Annotated in this window: 13 protein-coding genes and 1 pseudogene; 11 read left to right on the top strand and 3 right to left on the bottom strand. The window is 64.6% G+C overall.

Going from position 1 to position 19,164, the window contains the following annotated elements; translation table 11 throughout:
* Positions 1-16: 16 nt before the first annotated feature.
* The gene (gene aceA / locus AC1RQK_RS09325) at positions 17-1,309 is read left to right on the top strand and encodes an isocitrate lyase (protein ID WP_416048836.1); all 1,293 of its coding nucleotides are present in this window, start codon (positions 17-19) and stop codon (positions 1,307-1,309) included.
* Between the two features lie 350 nt (positions 1,310-1,659).
* A complete protein-coding gene (loiP, locus tag AC1RQK_RS09320; protein ID WP_150983571.1) occupies positions 1,660-2,409 on the top strand; it encodes a metalloprotease LoiP in 750 nt (249 codons plus the stop codon).
* A 114-nt stretch (positions 2,410-2,523) separates the two neighbouring features.
* Here the strand turns inward: loiP and AC1RQK_RS09315 are convergent, their stop codons facing one another.
* Positions 2,524-2,958: a universal stress protein gene (locus AC1RQK_RS09315; RefSeq protein ID WP_006161942.1), complete on the bottom strand. Its 435-nt coding sequence runs from the start codon at positions 2,956-2,958 to the stop codon at positions 2,524-2,526.
* 123 nt (positions 2,959-3,081) lie between these two features.
* Positions 3,082-4,035 carry a LysR family transcriptional regulator gene (locus tag AC1RQK_RS09310; RefSeq protein ID WP_150983570.1) on the bottom strand — a complete coding sequence of 318 codons (954 nt, stop codon included), beginning with the start codon at positions 4,033-4,035 and terminating at the stop codon, positions 3,082-3,084.
* Between the two features lie 262 nt (positions 4,036-4,297).
* Here AC1RQK_RS09310 and AC1RQK_RS09305 point away from each other — a divergent pair, with 262 nt between their 5' ends.
* Both AC1RQK_RS09305 and aceB read left to right on the top strand, forming a co-directional pair.
* A complete protein-coding gene (locus tag AC1RQK_RS09305) occupies positions 4,298-4,999 on the top strand; it encodes a haloacid dehalogenase type II (RefSeq protein WP_492808647.1) in 702 nt (233 codons plus the stop codon).
* Between the two features lie 43 nt (positions 5,000-5,042).
* Positions 5,043-6,629, top strand: coding sequence for a malate synthase A (gene aceB, locus AC1RQK_RS09300; protein ID WP_174427333.1), 1,587 nt, complete (start codon positions 5,043-5,045; stop codon positions 6,627-6,629).
* 169 nt (positions 6,630-6,798) lie between these two features.
* On the opposite strand, the pseudogene AC1RQK_RS09295 reads toward aceB, so the two are convergent.
* Positions 6,799-6,957: pseudogene (locus AC1RQK_RS09295) on the bottom strand (IS4/Tn5 family transposase DNA-binding protein); the annotation flags it as partial.
* 386 nt (positions 6,958-7,343) lie between these two features.
* Between AC1RQK_RS09295 and AC1RQK_RS09290 the strand changes: the two are divergent.
* The 7 genes from AC1RQK_RS09290 to AC1RQK_RS09260 all read left to right on the top strand — a co-directional run bounded on the left by AC1RQK_RS09290 (position 7,344) and on the right by AC1RQK_RS09260 (position 19,031).
* Positions 7,344-7,931, top strand: coding sequence for a fimbrial protein (locus AC1RQK_RS09290; RefSeq protein ID WP_492371650.1), 588 nt, complete (start codon positions 7,344-7,346; stop codon positions 7,929-7,931).
* Positions 7,932-7,961: 30 nt separating this feature from the next.
* On the top strand, positions 7,962-8,726 hold the full coding sequence (locus AC1RQK_RS09285) for a fimbria/pilus periplasmic chaperone (RefSeq protein ID WP_492808646.1): 765 nt from the start codon (positions 7,962-7,964) through the stop codon (positions 8,724-8,726).
* Positions 8,727-8,814: 88 nt separating this feature from the next.
* Positions 8,815-11,673 carry a fimbria/pilus outer membrane usher protein gene (locus AC1RQK_RS09280; protein WP_492808644.1) on the top strand — a complete coding sequence of 953 codons (2,859 nt, stop codon included), beginning with the start codon at positions 8,815-8,817 and terminating at the stop codon, positions 11,671-11,673.
* Between the two features lie 95 nt (positions 11,674-11,768).
* Positions 11,769-12,554, top strand: a complete 786-nt coding sequence (locus AC1RQK_RS09275) for a fimbria/pilus periplasmic chaperone (protein ID WP_492808642.1) — start codon at positions 11,769-11,771, stop codon at positions 12,552-12,554.
* 105 nt (positions 12,555-12,659) lie between these two features.
* The gene (locus AC1RQK_RS09270) at positions 12,660-14,480 is read left to right on the top strand and encodes a ShlB/FhaC/HecB family hemolysin secretion/activation protein (RefSeq protein ID WP_492371654.1); all 1,821 of its coding nucleotides are present in this window, start codon (positions 12,660-12,662) and stop codon (positions 14,478-14,480) included.
* A gap of 81 nt (positions 14,481-14,561) precedes the next feature.
* Positions 14,562-17,588: a two-partner secretion domain-containing protein gene (locus tag AC1RQK_RS09265; RefSeq protein WP_492371655.1), complete on the top strand. Its 3,027-nt coding sequence runs from the start codon at positions 14,562-14,564 to the stop codon at positions 17,586-17,588.
* Between the two features lie 222 nt (positions 17,589-17,810).
* A complete protein-coding gene (locus tag AC1RQK_RS09260; protein ID WP_492808639.1) occupies positions 17,811-19,031 on the top strand; it encodes a fimbrial protein in 1,221 nt (406 codons plus the stop codon).
* The last annotated feature ends 133 nt before the right edge of the window (positions 19,032-19,164 follow it).

Genomic DNA, 19,164 nt, shown 5'->3' with positions numbered 1-19,164 from the left:
ACACTAGGAGAGTGAAATGTCCCGCGAAACCGAAGCAAAGAACCTGCAAAAAGAATGGGATACCAATCCTCGCTGGAAGGGCGTCGCGCGTCACTACACGGCGGATGACGTCGTGCGCCTGCGCGGCTCCGTGCAGATCGAGCACACCTTGGCCCGCCGCGGCGCCGAGAAGCTGTGGCACCTGCTGAACACCGAGCCGTTCGTCAACACGCTGGGCGCGCTGACCGGCAACCAGGCCATGCAACAGGTCAAGGCTGGCCTCAAGGCCATCTACCTGTCGGGCTGGCAAGTCGCAGGCGACGCCAACCTGGCCGGCGAAATGTACCCCGACCAGTCGCTGTACCCGGCCAACTCGGTGCCGCAAGTGGTGCGCCGCATCAACAACACCTTCCAGCGCGCCGACCAGATCCAGTGGAGCGAAGGCAAGGGCGATACTGATTTCTTCGCGCCGATCGTGGCTGATGCCGAAGCCGGTTTCGGCGGCGTGCTCAATGCCTTCGAACTGATGAAGTCGATGATCGACGCAGGCGCTGCCGGCGTTCACTTCGAAGACCAGCTGGCTTCGGTCAAGAAGTGCGGCCACATGGGTGGCAAGGTGCTGGTGCCGACGCGTGAAGCCGTTGCCAAGCTGACCGCCGCGCGCCTGGCCGCCGACGTGTCCGGCGTGCCGACCCTGGTGATCGCCCGTACCGATGCCGAGGCCGCGGATTTGCTGACGTCCGACGTTGACGAGCGCGATCGCCCGTTCTGCACCGGCGAGCGCACGGTGGAAGGCTTCTACCGCGTCAAGCCGGGCATCGAGCAATCGATCTCCCGTGCCCTGGCCTACGCCGAAGTGGCCGACCTGGTGTGGTGCGAAACCGGCAAGCCTGACCTGGAATTCGCCAAGAAGTTTGCCGAAGCTGTTCACGCCAAGTTCCCGGGCAAGATGCTGGCCTACAACTGCTCGCCGTCGTTCAACTGGAAGAAAAACCTGGACGATGCCACCATCGCCAAGTTCCAGAAGGAACTGGGCGCCATGGGCTACAAGTTCCAGTTCATCACGCTGGCCGGCTTCCACTCGCTGAATTACTCGATGTTCAACCTGGCCTACGGCTATGCCCGCAACCATATGAGCGCATTCGTCGAACTGCAGGAAAATGAGTTCACGGCCGCTGAGAAGGGCTTCACCGCCGTCAAGCACCAGCGCGAAGTCGGCACCGGTTACTTCGACGCCGTGACCCAGACCATCGAAGGCGGCCAGTCGTCCACGACCGCCCTCAAGGGTTCGACCGAAGACGAACAATTCTTCGACAAGAAAGTAGCCTGAGGCTTCAGATCGCGAGATCGAAAAGCTGAATGGCTGAATGGCTGACTGGCCCGATAGCCGGTCATCTTGAAGGGCGTGCGACCATCACGCCCCTCAATTAGGCGCCGCGCCGTCTCCCTCTCAGGGACGGCGCGGTTTTTTGCTTTTTGGGGTCGGCCTGCGAAGAATGTTAAAAATTGTGTCTGTAGCAATTATGTCATTTGTGTGCCGATTGAGATGTTTTAGGCGATATGATGCTGCCCGTGTGTAAGCAGCGCCACACCGCAGGTCGCCGGCCAGCCGCCGGCACATCTCCACTCAAGTCACTGGCGAGCAACCCGGCCGGTGTCGATCCCAAGAAGGCAACAAACATGAAGCACAAACTTTCCCTGGCCGCTATCGTCGCGCTCTGCGCTGCCTTGGCCGGCTGTGCCGGCACCAATGTCGACGGCATGATGGGCGCCGGCACCTCGCTGTTCAAGGCGGCCTCGCTGAGCGATGGCGACGTCAAGGCCATGTCCGACCAGTCTTGCGCCGAGCTCGACAAGGCCAACAAGATCGCGGCCCCTGGCAGCACCTACAACAAGCGCCTGACCAAGATCATGGCGGGCCTGCAGTCGAGCGGCCTGCCCAGCGTCAACGCCAAGGTCTACCTGACCAAGGACGTCAACGCCTGGGCCATGGCCAACGGCTGCGTGCGCGTGTACAGCGGCCTGATGGACATGATGACCGACGACGAAGTGCGCGGCGTGGTGGGGCATGAGCTGGGCCACGTGGCGCTGGGCCACACCAAGAACAAGATGCAGGTGGCGTACACCGCCATGGCGGCGCGCGGCGCGCTGGCCGCCGCCGGTGGCACGGTGGCTGCGCTGTCGGCCTCGCAACTGGGCGAAATGGGCGAGCAACTGATCAACGCGCAATTCTCGCAAACGCAGGAAAGCGCCGCCGACGACTACTCGTTCGACGTGCTGACCAAGAACAAGGCCAATACCCGCGGCCTGGTCACGGCGTTCCAGAAGCTGGCCAAGCTCGATGGCGGCAAGTCCAGCATGTTCTCGTCGCACCCTGGCTCGGACGACCGCGCCAAGCACATCGAAGACCGTATCAATAAGGGCAGCTGATCCGGGCCGGCCTTGCCGCATAGGCGGGCCGGGCAGGCAAAAAGGCTGGCTGCCCTGTTCGGGGTGGCCAGCCTTTTTGTCGTTTATCGTTCGTTGTCTGTCGCCAGGGCGCGCTCAGCGATACACGATCACCGGGATGTCGGTGTGCGTCAGCACCTTCTGGGTTTCGCTGCCCAGCAGCAAGCCCGACAAGCCGCGCCTGCCGTGCGAGGCCATGAAGATCACGTCGCAGCCATGGCGCTCGGCCGCGTCGATGATGCCCAGGTAGGGCACCGCAAAGGTGGACATGTCGGCGTCAAAGCTGATGCCGTCGGCCCGGGCGGCGGTTTCCACTTCCTTCAGGTATAGCTTGGCCTGGCTTTCGATGCGGTCCCTGAAGGCCTGTGGCGCCTCCACCACGATCTCGCTGAACGGCGTGTAGGGATACTCCTCCAGGCAGACATAGGCGGTGACCCGCGCGTTGATTGTCTTGGCCAGCTCCAGCGCGCCGTCGATGGCCTTCTTGGACAGTTCCGAACCGTCGGTGGGTAGCAGGATGTGCTTGAACATGCTGGACTCCTTTGGGGCGAATGGACCGGATTTACCTTTGGACGGAGGCAGGCCGCACGGCACCTGTCAGCTTTCATTGTAGGCAGGGGTGGCGCATGCGGCATTGCCCTAAATCAAATCGAACTAGGAATTGACCGCCAGTTGCGGCTTGCCGGCGGCGGATGCCTGTTCCGCGCGGCGCCAGTAGGCCGGGTTCCCATAGGTGTTCTTCAGGTGGTCGATGAACAGCCGTACCCGCAGCGGCAGGTGCTTGCGCTGCGGGAAGACAGCGTGGATGCCGATGGGTGGCGCCTGGAACTCGTCGAGCACCGTGACCAGCCGGCCGCTAGCGATTTCCTGCCCGACTTCCCACCAGGAGCGCCATGCCAGCCCGTGGCCATGCAGGCACCATGCGTGCAGCACCGCGCCATCGGTGCATTCCATGGTGCCGCCCACCTTGACCGTGACCGCGCGGCCTTCCTGCTGGAAGGCCCAGCCGCGCTGCACGTTGGCGCTGGCGCCGAAGGCCAGGCAGTTGTGACGGGTGAGATCCTCGGGCAGGGCGGGCACGCCATGGCGCGCCAGGTAGTCGGGGGACGCCACCACCACGCGCCGGTTCTCCGCCAGGCGGATCGACACCAGGCTGGAGTCGGGCAGGTCGCCCAGGCGGATGGCGCAGTCGAAGCCCTCGTTGACGAGATCCACCACGCGGTCCGACAGGTCCAGCGTGATGGTCACATCCGGGTGCGATTCGATGAACAACGGCACCAGCGGCGCCACGTGCTTGCGTCCGTAGCCCGCCGGCGCGGTCACGCGCAGGTGGCCGCTGGCCTTGACGCCGCCCGCCGAGACGCTGGCCTCGGCGTTGTGCAGGTCGTTGAGGATGCGCTGGCAGTCTTCCAGGAAGGCCGAGCCTTCGAAGGTCAGGCTGATCTTGCGCGTGGTGCGCAGCAGCAGCTTGACGCCCAGGCGCTCTTCCAGCGCATCGATGCGCCGGCCGATGATGGCCGGCGCCACGCCTTCAGCCGCCGCGGCCGCCGAAAGGCTGCCGCGCGCGGCTACCGAGACGAATGTCTCCAATTGTTTGAAATGATCCACGAAGCTCGCCAGTTTTGTGCCTCATGCCGCCCAAAGCAAGGGGTGGGTGAGGCAATGGGGTGGATTTGGTGCCTTATCTTTACACCGTTAGCGAAGATTAGTGGGGTAAAAGTAAAAGATCAAGTGACCCCGACCGACTTTGCCGCACTGCAACGTCTCCCTACAATGCTATGCATTCATTGGTGTACAGGCCCACGCAGCGGCGCTGGCCTGCCGGGTATGCCGGGTTTGTCGGATTTGTCCAAAGGAACCGCTCCAGCTCATGCAAAAGATCCGCGCAGTCGTCTTCGATGCCTATGGCACGCTGTTCGACGTGTATTCCGTCACCGCGCGCGCGGAGCAATTGTTTCCGGGCAAGGGCGAGGCGCTGGCGCTGCTGTGGCGCGAGCGTCAGATCGACTACACCCGCATCCGCTCGATGGCCGCGCCCGACGGCGCCTACTACAAGCCGTTCTGGGCGCTGACGGTGGATGCGCTGCGCTATGCGGCCGAGCGCCTGCAACTGGAGCTGGACCCGGCCCTGGAGGCGCAGCTGCTCAAGGAGTACGCGTGCTTGTCGGCCTTCCCGGAAAACCTCGGCGCGCTCAAGCGCCTGCGGGCAGCCGGGTTGCCGCTGGGCATTCTCTCCAACGGCAATCCGCAGATGCTGGATATCTCGGTCAAGAGCGCAGGCATGCACGGGCTGTTCGACCACGTGCTGTCGGTCGACGCGGTGCGCATGTACAAGACGGCGCCCGAGGCCTACGCGCTGGGCCCCAAGGCGTTTGGCGTGCCGGCAGGGGAGATCCTCTTCGTCTCGTCCAATGGCTGGGACGCTTGCGGCGCCACCTGGTACGGCTACACCACGTTCTGGATCAACCGTGCCGGTCATCCGGCGGAGCGGCTCGATGTGAGCCCTTCCGGCACCGGGCACGACATGAATGACCTGCTCGAATTCGTCCGCACCCAAGGTGCGGCGGTTTGACGGCGGGCACCTTAAATCAACCATCGATCACAGGAGAACACTGATGGCCATCACGCTGCCTGCGGGCATGAAGATTACCGGCGAAATCCTGCCGGCCTACGAAGACATCCTCACGCCGGCGGCCCTGGCCCTGGTGGACAAACTGCACCGCGCCTTCGAGCCGCGCCGCCAGGAACTGCTGGCTGCCCGCGTCGAGCGCACCAAGCGCCTGGACGCCGGCGAGCTGCCCGACTTCCTTGCGCAGACCAAGAGCGTGCGCGAAGGCGACTGGAAGGTCGCGCCGGTGCCGCCGGCACTGCATTGCCGCCGCGTGGAAATCACCGGCCCGGTCGAAGCCAAGATGGTCATCAACGCGTTCAACTCCGGCGCGGACAGCTACATGACCGACTTCGAGGACTCCAACACCCCCAACTGGCACAACCAGTTGCAGGGCCAGGTCAACCTCAAGGCCGCCGTGCGCCGCACCCTCACGCTGGATTCCAACGGCAAGCACTACAAGCTGAACGACAAGATCGCCACGCTGCAAGTGCGCCCGCGCGGCTGGCACCTGGACGAGAAGCACGTCACCATCGACGGCCAGCGTGTTTCCGGCGGCATCTTCGATTTCGCGCTGTTCCTGTTCCATAACGCCAAGGAACAGATCGCTCGCGGCGCCGGCCCCTTCTTCTACCTGCCGAAGATGGAAAGCCACCTCGAAGCGCGTCTGTGGAACGACGTCTTCGTCATGGCCCAGAACGAAATCGGCTTGCCGCAAGGCACCGTCAAGGCAACCGTGCTGATCGAAACGATCCTGGCCGCCTTCGAGATGGAAGAAATCCTGTATGAGCTGCGCGAGCACAGCGCCGGCCTGAACGCTGGCCGCTGGGACTACATCTTCTCGTGCATCAAGAAGTTCAAGGTCGACAAGAACTTCTGCCTGGCCGACCGCGCCAAGGTCACCATGACCGCGCCGTTCATGCGCTCGTACGCACTGCTGCTGCTCAAGACCTGCCACAAGCGCGGCGCGCCCGCCATCGGCGGCATGAGCGCACTGATCCCGATCAAGAACGATCCGGAGAAGAACGCCATCGCCATGCAAGGCATCATCAACGACAAGAAGCGTGACGCCACCGACGGCTACGACGGCGGCTGGGTGGCTCACCCGGGCCTGGTCGAGCCGGCCATGAAGGAATTCGTGGCCGTGCTGGGCGACAAGCCCAACCAGTTCGACAAGCAGCGCGACGACGTCAACGTGGCGGCCAAGGACCTGCTGGACTTCCAGCCGGAAACCCCGATCACCGAAGCCGGCCTGCGCATGAACATCAACGTCGGCATCCACTACCTCGGCTCCTGGCTGGCAGGCAACGGCTGCGTGCCCATTCACAACCTGATGGAAGACGCCGCCACCGCCGAAATCTCGCGCTCGCAGGTGTGGCAGTGGATCCGCTCGCCCAAGGGCAAGCTGGAAGACGGCCGCAAGGTGACCGCCGAGATGGTGCGCGCGCTGATCCCGGAAGAGCTGGCCAAGGTCAAGGCTTTCGTCGGTGGCGACACCACGACGTATGACCGCGCCGGCGAGATCTTCGAGCAGATGTCCACGTCGGAGGACTTTGCCGAGTTCCTGACGCTGCCGCTGTACGAAGAGATCTGATCGGGCGGTAGCATTCGCTTGGCCGGGGCTTTTGCCCCGGTGCAAAAAAAACCGCAGCAAACCGCAGCCTGGTGCTGCGGTTTTTTTTATGGTGCGCCCGGCAGGGCGCACTCACTCGATCTCCTCGTCGGCGGGAAATCGATAGGTAGTGATGGGTGGTCTCCACGCATCCATCACACGCGCCCCGAATGCTTGCCGTCGGCCTGGCCGCAAGCCGTTCGCGCAGCGCCTTTGCACGTCGATCCCGCCTTGGATCGCTGAGATCCAGCCCCTCGAATTCTTTGTCCGCCCGCGCGCCCCGGCTCGTTGTCCATTCGCGCCAAAAAATTCGAGCGTGAAGGCGAGTCCGCGCATGCTCACAGCCCGCTGTGCCCAGATTCCACTAGTGACCGGCCGCATGCTGTCGAGGCGTGGCTTCGACTTTCCTATGACGATAGGGCTTGAAGTATCCAGGTATTGATTTAATTGTTTTTCAGAAAAACAAGAATTGTCTTGGGCTTATTTTATTTCATGAGATCTATGATTTGGTCACCGTCGAGTGGCCTCAGTGCCATTGCGTATCTTTCCGTGACTGCCTCTGGCGTGGAATGCGTCAGGCAGGGTGCGGTTCGATTCGGAAGCCGGTGCATCGGTCCCCTGTGGACCTGCATTTAAACCGGGGTGCATCTAATAGTTTGATGCATTGCCCCATTACCAACGGAAGAAGGAAATCACATGAAGCGTACTATTCTCGGGAAACGTACTGTTCTCGGTTCTCTCGCAGCAGGCTGTGTGGTCATGGCCGCCATGGCTCCCTCGTTGTCGCATGCGTTCGACGGCCATCTGGACTTCACCGGCTCCATCACGGACGTGACCTGCACCATCAACGGCAAGCCGGCCGGGCCCAACAACCGCACCACCGTGGATCTGGGCAGCGTGGACCCGATCATCTTCACCGCCGTTGGCACGAAATCTCCCGCAGTACCGTTCAGCCTGGTGCTGGGCGGCGGCACGGCCTGCAAGGATAAAACGAAGGCCTCTATCTCCTTTGATACGGGCTCCGCCAACATCGATCCCGCCACCGGCAACCTGATCCTGCAGGGCACCGCTGCGGCAAAGGGCGTGCAGATCGAGATCAGCGACAACGGCAACAAGGCCACCGGCAAGATCCCGCTGCACCTGGCTCAGACGAACCCGCAGGTGGCCACGATCGCGGACAACACCGCAACGCTGACCTACAGCGCGGCCTATGTCCAGACCGCTGCCGCCGTCACTGCGGGTGCGGGTAACTCGTTCATCCGCTACACGATGGCCTACTACTAAATCGAGCCAGGTTTCATTGCCAGGAATGCCATGACGTCGGTCGCTCGCATCTCTTCACTTCTTGCCGCCGGTGTCGTGGCGCTCGCCGCCTGCGCCAGCGTGGCGCAGGCTTCCATTGTCATACAGGGTACGCGACTGGTATTCCCGTCCGATGCCCGGGAGGTTACCGTAAGGCTGAACAACATCGGCAGCGAGCCCGTTCTCGTGCAGAACTGGCTGGACGATGGCCAGCCGGACATGCCGCCCGAGAAAGTCCGCGTTCCCTTCATGCTCGCGCCGGCGGTGGGCCGGGTAGAGCCGAGCAAGGGCGCGGTGCTGCGTATCGTCTATACGCAGGAACCACTGCCGGGCGACCGCGAGACGGTGTTCTGGCTCAATGTGCTGGAGGTGCCCTCGAAGAAGGAGGACGCCGAGAATGCGCTTCTGTTCGCCTTCCGCAGCCGTATCAAGGTTTTCTTCCGGCCTGTGCAACTGAAGGACGTCGATGCCGCTCCCGGCAAGCTTGCCTGGAAGCTGGTCACCGTGGATGGCCAGGGGCCGGCCGGAAAGACGGCGAAGCAGCTTGCCGTGGAGGTCAGCAACCCTACGCCCTACTACGTTTCCTTTGGCCGGGTCGACGCCAGGCTGGAGGGCAAGTTTGTCGCCGCGGGTGGTGGCATGGTGGCCCCGCTCGGCAAGGAGACCTTTGTGCTACCCGAAGCAAAGCCCGGAAATCACCCCGGTGCCCTTGTCCGATACGAAGTCATCAACGACTACGGTGGCCGGTACACGGAAGAGAAGGCATTGGCAAATTAGCCGCTAAGCACGCCTGTCCCGATTCCTTTCACTGTGTCCGTAGTACAGCGGCCTCCAGCTTCCGCAGATAGGACAAATTCGTCGGTCTATGCAATCCTCAGTTCGCCTTGTTCAACCCGCTGGCCCGGCTCGCGCCGGCAGCGTGGCTGCGCTGCCGGCCTCCAGGCCGGGGCGCCTTGCGCCTCGCCTGATCGGCGCCGTGGCGGCGATCGCGATGTCGCCTGCCGCCTGGGCGGCGGCGACCGTTGTGGGTGGGCAGGGCGCGGGGACGCGCCAGTCCATGGATCTCGGTGCGCCGATTGGCGAGACCCCGGCGCAGGAACGTAAAGGGGCACAGGATGGTGACCCGGAGCGCGCGCGAAGTGCCGGCAGCGATGGAAACGGGCCCGAGCCGCGGCTGCTGTCCGCCCTGGACGGCAAACGGGTGATATTCGACTCCTACATGCTGGCGCAGGGCACCGAGGGCATCACGATCGATACCAGCCGTTTCGAGCGGCTGGATATTGTCACGCCGGGCAAGTACCGCGTCGAACTGCATGTCAATGGCCAATGGCGCGGCACCGAGGATATCGAGTTCCGGCAGGTTACGGGCCGGGAAAGCGCGCAGGCATGCTACGACCGCGATCTGCTTACCCGCGCAGGTGTCGATCTGAACAAGAGCGCGCGCGGCCAGGATCCCGCGCGGCCGCCCAACCCGATGCCGGAAGGCCCGGTCTGTGCCGACATCGGCAACTATGTTCCCGGCGCCGAACTCAAGTTCGACCAGGCGGAGCAGGCGATCTATCTTTCCGTGCCGCAATACTATCTGCGGCTGACCACATCGAAGAACTATGTCGATCCGCAGCGTTGGGACAGTGGCGTTCCGGCGCTGCTCCTCAACTACAACACCAATGTCTTCACCACGCAGAGCCAGGGACGCAACACCACCCAGGCCTACGCAGGCCTGAACCTGGGGGCAAACCTCGGGCCGCTGCGATTGCGCCACAACGGCTCGGTTACCTGGTCGGCGCCGACTGGCACGCGCTATCAGCGTGGCTATATCTATGGCCAGACCGATCTGCCCGAGCTGCGCTCGCAATTGCTGGTCGGCGAGAGCTCGACCAGCGGCGAGCTGTTCGATTCGGTGTCTTTCCGCGGCGCGCAGATCTTCAGCGACGACCGCATGCTGCCCGAGACGCAGCGCTACTACGCACCTGTGGTGCGCGGTACCGCCGGCTCGAACGCCCGGGTCTCGGTCCACCAGCGCGGCTTCCTGGTCTACGAGACCACCGTGGCACCGGGGCCGTTCGAGATCAATGACCTGCAGGTTGCCAGCTACGGCGGCGACCTGCAGGTGACCGTGACCGAGGCCAACGGGCAGGCGCGTACCTTCCTGGTGCCCTTTGCCACCACCGTGCAGTTGTTGCGGCCCGGTGTCACGCGCTACAGCGTGACCGCGGGCAGGGCTAGCGACCCCGCTCTGCAAGGCAGCGGACAGTACGTCATGCAGGGCACGCTGCAACACGGCATCAACAATATGGTCACCGGCTACGGTGGTGTGGCCTTCGCCAGCAACTATGTGTCCGGGCTGCTGGGCGGGGCGCTCAACACGCGCTTCGGTGGCTTTGGCGCCGACGTCACGTGGGCCAGGGCCGCCGTGCCAAACGGCGATAGCCTGCGTGGCTCCAGCTTCCGTGTTTCGTACAGCAAGAATTTGCCGAACAGCGGTACCAACTTCTCGCTGCTGGCGTACCGCTATTCCACGCGTGGCTATCTTGGCCTGCGCGATGCGCTGATGCTGCACGATGCCGTCGAGCGCGGCGCGGCGGCCGATTCGTTCGCGCGCACGCGCAGCAGAGTGGATGCCAACATCAGCCAGACGCTCGGCGCGAGCGGCGGCAATGTCTACCTCAACGGCTCTTCGCTCCAGTACTGGAACCAGCGTGGCCAGGCGCTCAGTTTCACGCTGGGCTATAGCAACCAGTGGCGCGGCAACACCTATTCCGTGTCCGTGCAGCGCGTGCAGAACGCGGGGGGCGGTGGGGCCTTGTATGGGGGAGCGAGCAGCGGCAGCAGCACGCTGGTCAGCCTCAACCTGTCGATTCCACTGGGAAAGTCCGCCCGCGGCGCTCCCGTCCTGAACGCCTTCGTCACGCACGACGACAGTGCCGGCACGCAGGTGTCTTCCGGCGTTTCGGGGATCATCGACCAGCAGGGCAAGGGCTCGTACTCGCTCTCCGGCACTTATGACGACCGGCGCAATGCCGCCTCGGGCAACGCCAGCATCAACTGGCGCCTGTCTGACGTCACGCTGGGCGCCAGCATTGGCCAGGGTCAAGGCTATCGGCAGGCGTCGGCCAGCGCGCAGGGCGGCCTGGTCGTTCATCCGGGCGGCATATCCATGGCACAGACCCTTGGCGAGACCATCGGCGTGGTCCATGCGGCGGATGCGCAGGGCGCCCGGGTCGGCTACGGCGGCGCCAGCGTGGACCGGCGCGGCTACGCGGTCGTACCCAGCCTGATCCCTTATCAGTTGAACAGCATCGATGTCGATCCCAAGGGCATCCCCGACGACGTCGAATTGAAGGTGACCTCGCGCAGCGTCGCGCCGCGCGCTGGCTCGGTGGTGATGCTCACCTACGAAACCCGCAAGGCGCGCGCCGTGCTCATCAACAGCCGCATGCCCAATGGCGAACTGCTGCCCTTCGCCGCCACCGCCATCGATGCCGAAGGCGGCATGGCGATCGGCGCCGTGGGCCAGGGCAGCCGCCTGGTGGTGCGCGCCGAGAAGGACCGCGGCTCGATCCGCGTCGAATGGGGCAAGAAGCCCGAAGAGCGCTGCGTGATCGACTACACGCTGCCCGCGCGCGTAGAGGGCAAACGCAGCGGCTACGAGATGCTGGACCTGCCATGCCTTCCATTGCCGGCCGGCGGCGTGGGCAGCAAAGAGCTGGCGGCGCGTCCGTGAGGCCGAATCAACCCGGAGCCGGGCAACCGTTGAGCACCAGGACGGCAGCGCAAGGCAATCCGGCCAGCATGCTGAACCAGGGAAGGCCGAGCTGCATGACCCATCCGATCATTGCGGGCGGCAGCGATCGCAGGCCGCGCTGCGAGCGGCCGTGGCGCGGCGCTGGAGCCATGCTGGCCTTGCTGCTTTGCCTGGCGCCGGCCGGGGCGCTGGCGGCGTTGTCGATCATCGGCACCCGCTTCGTCTACCCCGCCGAGCTGTCTGCGCTGAGCGTGAGGCTGCGCAATGCCGGCGACAGCCCGATCCTGGTCCAGGCCTGGCTGGACCAGGGGGAGGTCAATGCCGATCCGGCCACGCTGAGCGTGCCCTTCATCTTGTCGCCGCCCTTGCTCAGGCTGGACCCGGAGCGCAAGACGGTGCTCCGGCTGCGCTACACCGGTGAGCCGCTGCCCGGGGATCGCGAGTCGGTGTTCTGGATCAACTTTCTGGAGGTGCCGCCGCTGGCCGGGGACACCGCCAGTCTGCTGCGCCTGTCTTACCGCACGCGCATGAAGCTGCTGTTCCGGCCGGCGGGATTGCCCGGCACCGCGGACGAGGCCATCGGACAGGTGACATGGGCGTTCGGCAGGGCAGGCAAGGCGGGCGGCGCCGTCCTGGAAGCGACCAACCCCACGCCTTACCACGTGTCGCTGGCGCGGATGGCGGTCGGGCGCGCGGGCGCATCGGTGGAACTGGACGGCCAGACCATCGCGCCGCTTGGCGTCACGCGGTTCACGCTGCCCGGCTTGAAGGGCGCCGCCTCGGACGAGGCGGTGGTGCATTACGAAGCCGTCAGGGACAGCGGCGAACTGATCGTCGGCAATGCAAATGTCAAAAGGTAGTTTCGACGCAGGTTGATGGGTGGCTCGATGAGGAAGTCCAACGCCATCGGGCTGAGAGCGGCGCATGCACATCGATTGGGCCGCTCGTGAAATGAATGGATTGCCATGAGAAGAAATCAAGTGACTGCTGGCCGTGGAACTTTTGTCGATGTCGATGTCGATGTCGATGCCTATGCACAAGCCCGCCGGGCGGTCGGTGACCGGGCCGCGCGCCGCGCCTTCGGGCTGCGTGCCTGCGGTGTCGGCCTGATGTTGCTGCTGCCGGTCGCGGGGCATGCGCAGGTGCCCGGTGCGCCCAATGCGGCGAATGCGGCGAATGTACCCAGCATACCCAGGGCCGGGCAGACCATGCGCGATCTCGAGACCGTGCGTCCGGAACTCCCTGCGCCGTCCAGTCTGGAGCTGGACCTGCCCAAGGCGGACGAGCGCAGCGTGCCCACCGCGTCCGCCGACCCGGGGATACGCCTGAAGGTGCAGGGCTTTCGCATCGACGGGAACAAGGTATTCGACTCGGCGCAACTGCTGCCCTTGCTGAGCGACCTGAACGGCAGCGAGCAGGACCTCGCAGGCCTGCGCGCGGCGGCGGACCGCATCACCGCGTATTACCACGCGCACGGCTACCTGCTGGCGCGCGCCTTCCTGCCGCCGCAGGATATCGAAGATGGCTTGATCCGGCTCGAAGTGATGGAGGGCAGGTACGGGCAGGTCGTGCTGCAGAATAAATCGCGCGCGTTCGACGGCGTGCTGCGCCAGCCGCTGTCGAGGCTCAGGCGCGGCGAGGCGGTGCATAGTGCGGAACTGGAAAGCAGCCTGCTGCTGCTCAACGATATCCCCGGCGCCCAGGCCAAGGGTACCTTGCAGTCCGGCACCGAGCCCGGTACCACCGACCTGCTGGTCGAGGCGGAGCCCGGGCCGCTGGCCGGCGGCAGTCTGGAGGCGGACAACTACGGCGGCTACTACACCGGCGAATACCGCCTGGGCGGCAGCTTCTACCTGAACAACCCGTTGCGGCTGGGGGACCAGTTGAGCCTGCGCGTGCTTGGCAGCGACAAGCGGCAGCGCTACTACCGCGCCGGCTACCAGTTGCCGGCCGGTCCCTGGTCCACACGCGTGGGCGTGTCGTACTCGGATATGGGCTATCACCTCGGCAAGAATTTCGCGGTGCTGGAAGCGCACGGCCGCGCCAGCATCCGCAGCGTCTTCGTCTCGCAGCCGCTGCTGCGCGGCCGCGCCTTCAACCTGGGCGCCCAGCTGCAGTACGACGACAAGCGGCTGCGCGACGAGATGGATCTCTTCGAGAGCAACGTCGGCAAGCGCGTGGGGCTGTGGACCGCTGGCGTGAACGGCAACGGCCAGGACAACGTATTCGGCGGCGGGCAGACCATGTTCTCGGCGAGCTACAGCACGGGACGGCTTCGCATCGACGATCCGTACACCGAGTTCATCGACCAGGTCAGCGCGAGAACCGGCGGCAGCTTCAGCAAGATGAACCTGAGCGCGGCGCGCCTGCAGCGACTGAGCAATCGCTTCCAGCTCTATGCCCAGGCCAATGCGCAATGGGCGTCCGGCAACCTGGACGGCTCGGAGAAGTTCGGCATGGGCGGGCCCTATGGCGTGCGCGCCTACGCGCTCGGCGCCGGCAGCGGCGACCAGGGCTGGCAGGCCAGCCTGGAGCTGCGCTACGCGGTGGCCCCTGGCTGGCAGTTGAGCGCCTTCGTGGACAAGAGCGTGGTGGACACCAACAAGCAGCCCTGGACCAGGGAGCGCAACACGCGCCGGTTGACGGGGGCGGGCATCGGTGGCGCCTGGGCCGGGCAGGGACATCAGATCAGCCTGGCGCTGGCCTGGCCGCTGGGCCAGCGCGACGCAAGCGGGGGGCCGGTGCGCAGCCCCAGGTTTTGGGTTCAGGGCGCGCAGTACTTCTGAGCGCGCCGTGGACCGTGTCGGTGCAGTACCCGTGCTGCCGGGATGGTTGCAGCATTCTCAATAACAAGGAAAGAGGTCAATATGAACAAAAGCTATGCACTGGTCTGGAATCAGGCCCAGGGATGCTGGAACGTCGCCAGCGAAGGGGCTCGCCGCCGCGGCAAGTCTGGCGGTGCCAGGCGCGTGATTGCCGCCGCTGTTGCGCTGTTGGGGCTGGGGGCGCTTGCGCCGGCGCATGCCTTGCCGACCGGCAATGTGATCGTATCGGGCACCGGCAATGTCGCGACCTACAACGATGGCCAGGCCATGTCGATCAACCAGTCGAGCGACAAGCTGATCATCAACTGGAACGGGTTCAGCGTTGGCGCGAAGGAGAGAGTCACCTTCAACCAGCCCGACAGCAACTCGATCGCGCTCAACCGCGTGATCAGTGCGAATGCCAGCAATATCCAGGGCCAGATCGATGCCAATGGCCGCGTTTTCCTGGTCAACCCCAACGGGATGGTGTTTGGGCAGACCGCCCAGGTCAACGTGGGCGGCCTGGTGGCCTCGACGCAGGACATCACCAACGCGGATTTCAACAGCGGGACCTACCGCTTTGCCGGCGGCGCGGGTGCGTCGATCATCAATGCCGGCCGGATTACCGCCGCGCCGGGTGGCAGCGTGGCGCTGCTGGGCACGACGGTGAACAACACTGGCCTTATCCAGGCGCAGATGGGCCGGGTGGCGCTAGGCGCCGGCAATGACTTCACCGTGAGCTTCGACGCCAGCAACCTGCTCAACCTGCAGGTGAATGGCGGCCTGGTAGGCTCGCTGGTGCAAAACGGCGGCCTGCTCAAGGCCGACGGTGGCCAGGTGCTGATGACGGCCCGTGCCGCCGGCAGCTTGCAGCAGGCGGTGGTGAACAATACGGGCATGATCGAGGCCAAGACCTTGCGCGGCAATGCCGGCAAGATCACGCTGGACGGCGGCAGCGCCGGCGTCGTGCGCGTGGCCGGCAACCTGAACGCCAGCGCGATGGCCGGCCCGGGCAACGGCGGCACCATCGAGACCCGCGGCGCCGATGTGCAGGTGCAGTTGGGCACCCAGGTCAACACCCAGGCCAATAACGGGCAGACGGGCACCTGGAAGCTCAGCGGGATGGATGTCAACGTCGGCCAGACCGCCGGCAGTGGCGAAATTACCGCATATAGTGACACGCTCTCGCGCAACCTCGGCACCACCAATATCGAGCTGGCCAGCACCGTTGGCAATCTTTTGGTCAACGCGCCGATCGAGTGGAGCAGCGGCAACAAGCTGACGCTGACCTCGGCTGGCGATGTCAATGTGAACGGAGCGCTGAGCGCCACCGGCGTCAACGCCAGCCTGGCCATGACCGCCGGCGACGCCAAGGATATCAACCTGAACAACAAGGTCACGCTCAGCGGAGCCGGCAACGGCCTGGCGTTGAACTATGGCCGTTCGCTGAACCTGAACAACGGCGCGGTGGTCACCTTGTCCGGGACGGGGGCGTCGTTCAGGTCGAACGGCTTTTCCTATAACGTGATCCAGAACCTCGCGCAGCTGCAGGGCATCAACGACAATCTGGGCGGCTACTACGTGCTGGGCAACAAGATCAGCGGCGGCAGCCTGAAGTCGATCGGCGGCGACTACGGCACGTTCTACGGCACCTTCGACGGCCTGGGCAATACCTTGAGCAATCTCAAGGTGACCAGCACCGGGCCTTTGTCCGGCCTGTTCTCGGCATCGTCCGGCAGCATCAGCAACCTCGGCCTGGCGGCGTTGACGGTCAACGCGACGTCTGGCAATGCCGGCGCCGCTGCGCTGGGCGGGCTGGTGGGGCAGAATTCCGGCACCATCTCCAACGTCAACGCCACTGGCGTATGCCTGTCTAGCAACAGCGGGCGGGCCCATTCAATGGGTGGCCTGGTGGGGAAGAACCTCATCGACGGCTCCATCGACCGCGCTTCGGTGAGCGCCTCCAGTCTGTCTGGCAGCAACCTGACCCAGTCGATCGGTGGCCTGGTCGGCGAAAACGCGGGCAGCGTGACACGCAGCAGGTCGGATGCCAAGATCGGCGGATACATGCAGCGCACGGCCATGGGCGGCGTGGGCGGCCTGGTCGGGCTGAACGCCGGGCCTAACGCCTATATCGCCGATTCGTCCAGCCGGGGCACCGTCGGCACATCCAACGGCGGCCTGAACGTGGGCGGCCTGGTGGGCTACAACAACGGTGGCGTCATCGAGCGCGTCTTCTCCGCCGGCGACACAGGCTCTTCCAGCAACGCCGTGATCGGTGGCCTGGTTGGCCTCAACGACAGCGGCGGCCGGATTGCCGATGCCAGCACCAGTGGCCGCGTAGACGGCAGCGGTGCCGCGGCCATCGGCGGCCTGGTGGGGCAGAACCGGAACGGTAGCCTGATCAATGTCAAGACCAGCGGCCTGGTCAGGGATACTTCGGGCATCGATGTGGGCGGCCTGGCCGGCAGCAACGAGGGCGGCACCATCTTCGGCGCGGAAGCCACCGGCGCCGTGATCGGCGGCGCCAACAACCGCGTGGGCGGCCTGGTCGGCAGCAACTACAGCGGCACCATCCAGAGTTCGGTGGCGCGAGGCAAGACCTCGGGCGGCAGCAACAGCCACACCGGCGGCCTGGTCGGCTACAACGGCGGCAACCTGCTGGCGGTGGAAGCGAGCGGCGAAGTCTATGCCAATACCAACAGCTTTGTCGGCGGCCTGGTCGGCACCAACGTCGCCAGCAATGGCGCCGCGATCGTGTCGGGCGTAGCCAGCGGCAACGTCAAGGGTGAAAGCCGCAGCGTGGTGGGTGGCCTGGTTGGCCAGAACCACGGCGCGGTCAGTGCTTCGTCGGCTTCCGGCACGGTCAGCGGTGGCAACTACGTGACGATGGGCGGCCTGGTTGGCCTGAATCAGGGCGAAGTCAATTACTCGACGGCCAGCGGCAAGATCGACTTCGTGTCGAGCTACGCCCAGAGCTATGGTGGCCTGGTCGGTGTGAACTTCGGTCTCATGCAAGGCAACCGGGTTTCCGGCAATGCTGCCCTGCTGCCGCAGGCCGGCATCAACTACGGCACCATCATTCAGTAAGTTGCTGAAGCAGTCCACTGACCTGCCTGCCTAGCAGGCAGGCCCCTTGCGTGCCGTGTTTCGGCATGGCATGCAAGGGCATTTCAGTACCGCGCCATGGAACACAAGGACGGATATGCGTTGCTGGCGGCGCAGGTGGCGGGTCCTGTCGGCCGCGCGCACCATGGATTTTGACGCCACCTCGAAAGGCTGGCGAGACAGGGGGGGGAGATGGAGAGCTGCATGAATACGAATGTACTGCCTATTGCCGGGCTGTCGGGAATTGCACGGGCGGCGCGCCAACCGGTACGCCTGTTCATTGCCGCGCTAATGCTGATGCTGGGGTTGGTGAGCGGCAGCGCCCAGGCACAATTTGAAAACCGCATGGCCATCAACTGCACGAACCCCAATCCGCAGGAGATCCAGCCGTGGACGGTCACCAATCCCCTGACCAGCAGTACGGCCATCGGCACGATCCTGATGGAGCGGCGGTTCGCGTTGTCGACGTCCTTCACCTTTGGTGCGACGTCGGCAGTGGTCGCTCACGATCTGGTCACGGGCGCCCACTGGGCAATGGGGTTCGGGCCGCCCGTCGGTGCGGATGGCATTGTGCCAACGAATATTGACGGCATCGGCTTCAAGTGGGAAGCACTATCGTCGGACGGTGTCGCCAGAACCCTGCGCAAAGAGGCCGACCCGCTTGCCGTCGAGAAGATCGATGTCTTGTTTCAACCCAATCTGGGGATAAAGACCGGGTCCACCATCGCCAGCTACAAACAGTACCTGGTGCTGACCAAGGACCCGAATGCGCTCCCCCCGGGCGAGATCAAGGTGACCCATGTTGCGGGTGGTCTCCAGGTGAAGATCTATGCGGCGGATTTTCTGAAGTCGGTGGGAGTGAGCCTGGGCAGCACGTTCCAGGTGCCCACCTTGGGCCCGGGATGCCATCAGTCCATTACCTACGACAGCACGGGTATCGTCGGCATCGGTGGCGGCCCGCCGCCCCCGATTCCGAACAAATGCGATGTGGTGGCCAATCAGATCATTCCGGTCGATCTGGGGAGTATCCCCATCGATCGGTTCAAGAAGCTCAACGACACTTCCCCACCGAAGCACTTCGAGATCGCCCTGAGCAATTGCGCGGCCAACGCCAAGCCCAAGATCAGCTTCAGGGACAAGGCGACGCCGCCCAATGCAGACAAGACGGTGTTGCGGCTCAGCGCGCCGGGCGGGCAAAGCCTGGCCCAGGGGTTCGGCATCATCATGACGCGCGAGGATGGCAGCCGGGAGCGCATCGCCTATGGCGATCCGGGCGCTGCCAGGAAGTACGAGATGACGCTCGACAAGCCGGGCAGGACAGCAAAGCTCCCGCTGTCGGCGCAGTACATCCGCACCGGTGGCGACGTCGAGATCAAGGCCGGCTACGCGGGAGGCTCCGCCGAATTCACCTTCACTTTCCCCTGAGGATGGTGTCCAGAACCAGGTTGGCAACGCTGCGCTGACCATATGAGCGCCATCAGATGAAATCGAGGCGCTACCTCACCCGAGTCCACGCATCGTCGCGGTACTGGCCGCGGCCGGCTCAATAACTTCCTGC

Source organism: Cupriavidus sp. GW822-FHT02D05 (assembly GCF_058802485.1).
This window is presented reverse-complemented; position numbering and strand designations above follow the sequence as displayed.

Coding starts and splice junctions, on each gene's coding strand:
- aceA (WP_416048836.1), top strand. CDS start 17: ATGTCCCGCGAAACCGAAGCAAAGAACCTGCAAAAAGAATGGGATACC.
- loiP (WP_150983571.1), top strand. CDS start 1,660: ATGAAGCACAAACTTTCCCTGGCCGCTATCGTCGCGCTCTGCGCTGCC.
- AC1RQK_RS09315 (WP_006161942.1), bottom strand. CDS start 2,958: ATGTTCAAGCACATCCTGCTACCCACCGACGGTTCGGAACTGTCCAAG.
- AC1RQK_RS09305 (WP_492808647.1), top strand. CDS start 4,298: ATGCAAAAGATCCGCGCAGTCGTCTTCGATGCCTATGGCACGCTGTTC.
- aceB (WP_174427333.1), top strand. CDS start 5,043: ATGGCCATCACGCTGCCTGCGGGCATGAAGATTACCGGCGAAATCCTG.
- AC1RQK_RS09290 (WP_492371650.1), top strand. CDS start 7,344: ATGAAGCGTACTATTCTCGGGAAACGTACTGTTCTCGGTTCTCTCGCA.
- AC1RQK_RS09285 (WP_492808646.1), top strand. CDS start 7,962: ATGACGTCGGTCGCTCGCATCTCTTCACTTCTTGCCGCCGGTGTCGTG.
- AC1RQK_RS09280 (WP_492808644.1), top strand. CDS start 8,815: ATGCAATCCTCAGTTCGCCTTGTTCAACCCGCTGGCCCGGCTCGCGCC.
- AC1RQK_RS09275 (WP_492808642.1), top strand. CDS start 11,769: ATGACCCATCCGATCATTGCGGGCGGCAGCGATCGCAGGCCGCGCTGC.
- AC1RQK_RS09270 (WP_492371654.1), top strand. CDS start 12,660: ATGAGAAGAAATCAAGTGACTGCTGGCCGTGGAACTTTTGTCGATGTC.
- AC1RQK_RS09265 (WP_492371655.1), top strand. CDS start 14,562: ATGAACAAAAGCTATGCACTGGTCTGGAATCAGGCCCAGGGATGCTGG.
- AC1RQK_RS09260 (WP_492808639.1), top strand. CDS start 17,811: ATGAATACGAATGTACTGCCTATTGCCGGGCTGTCGGGAATTGCACGG.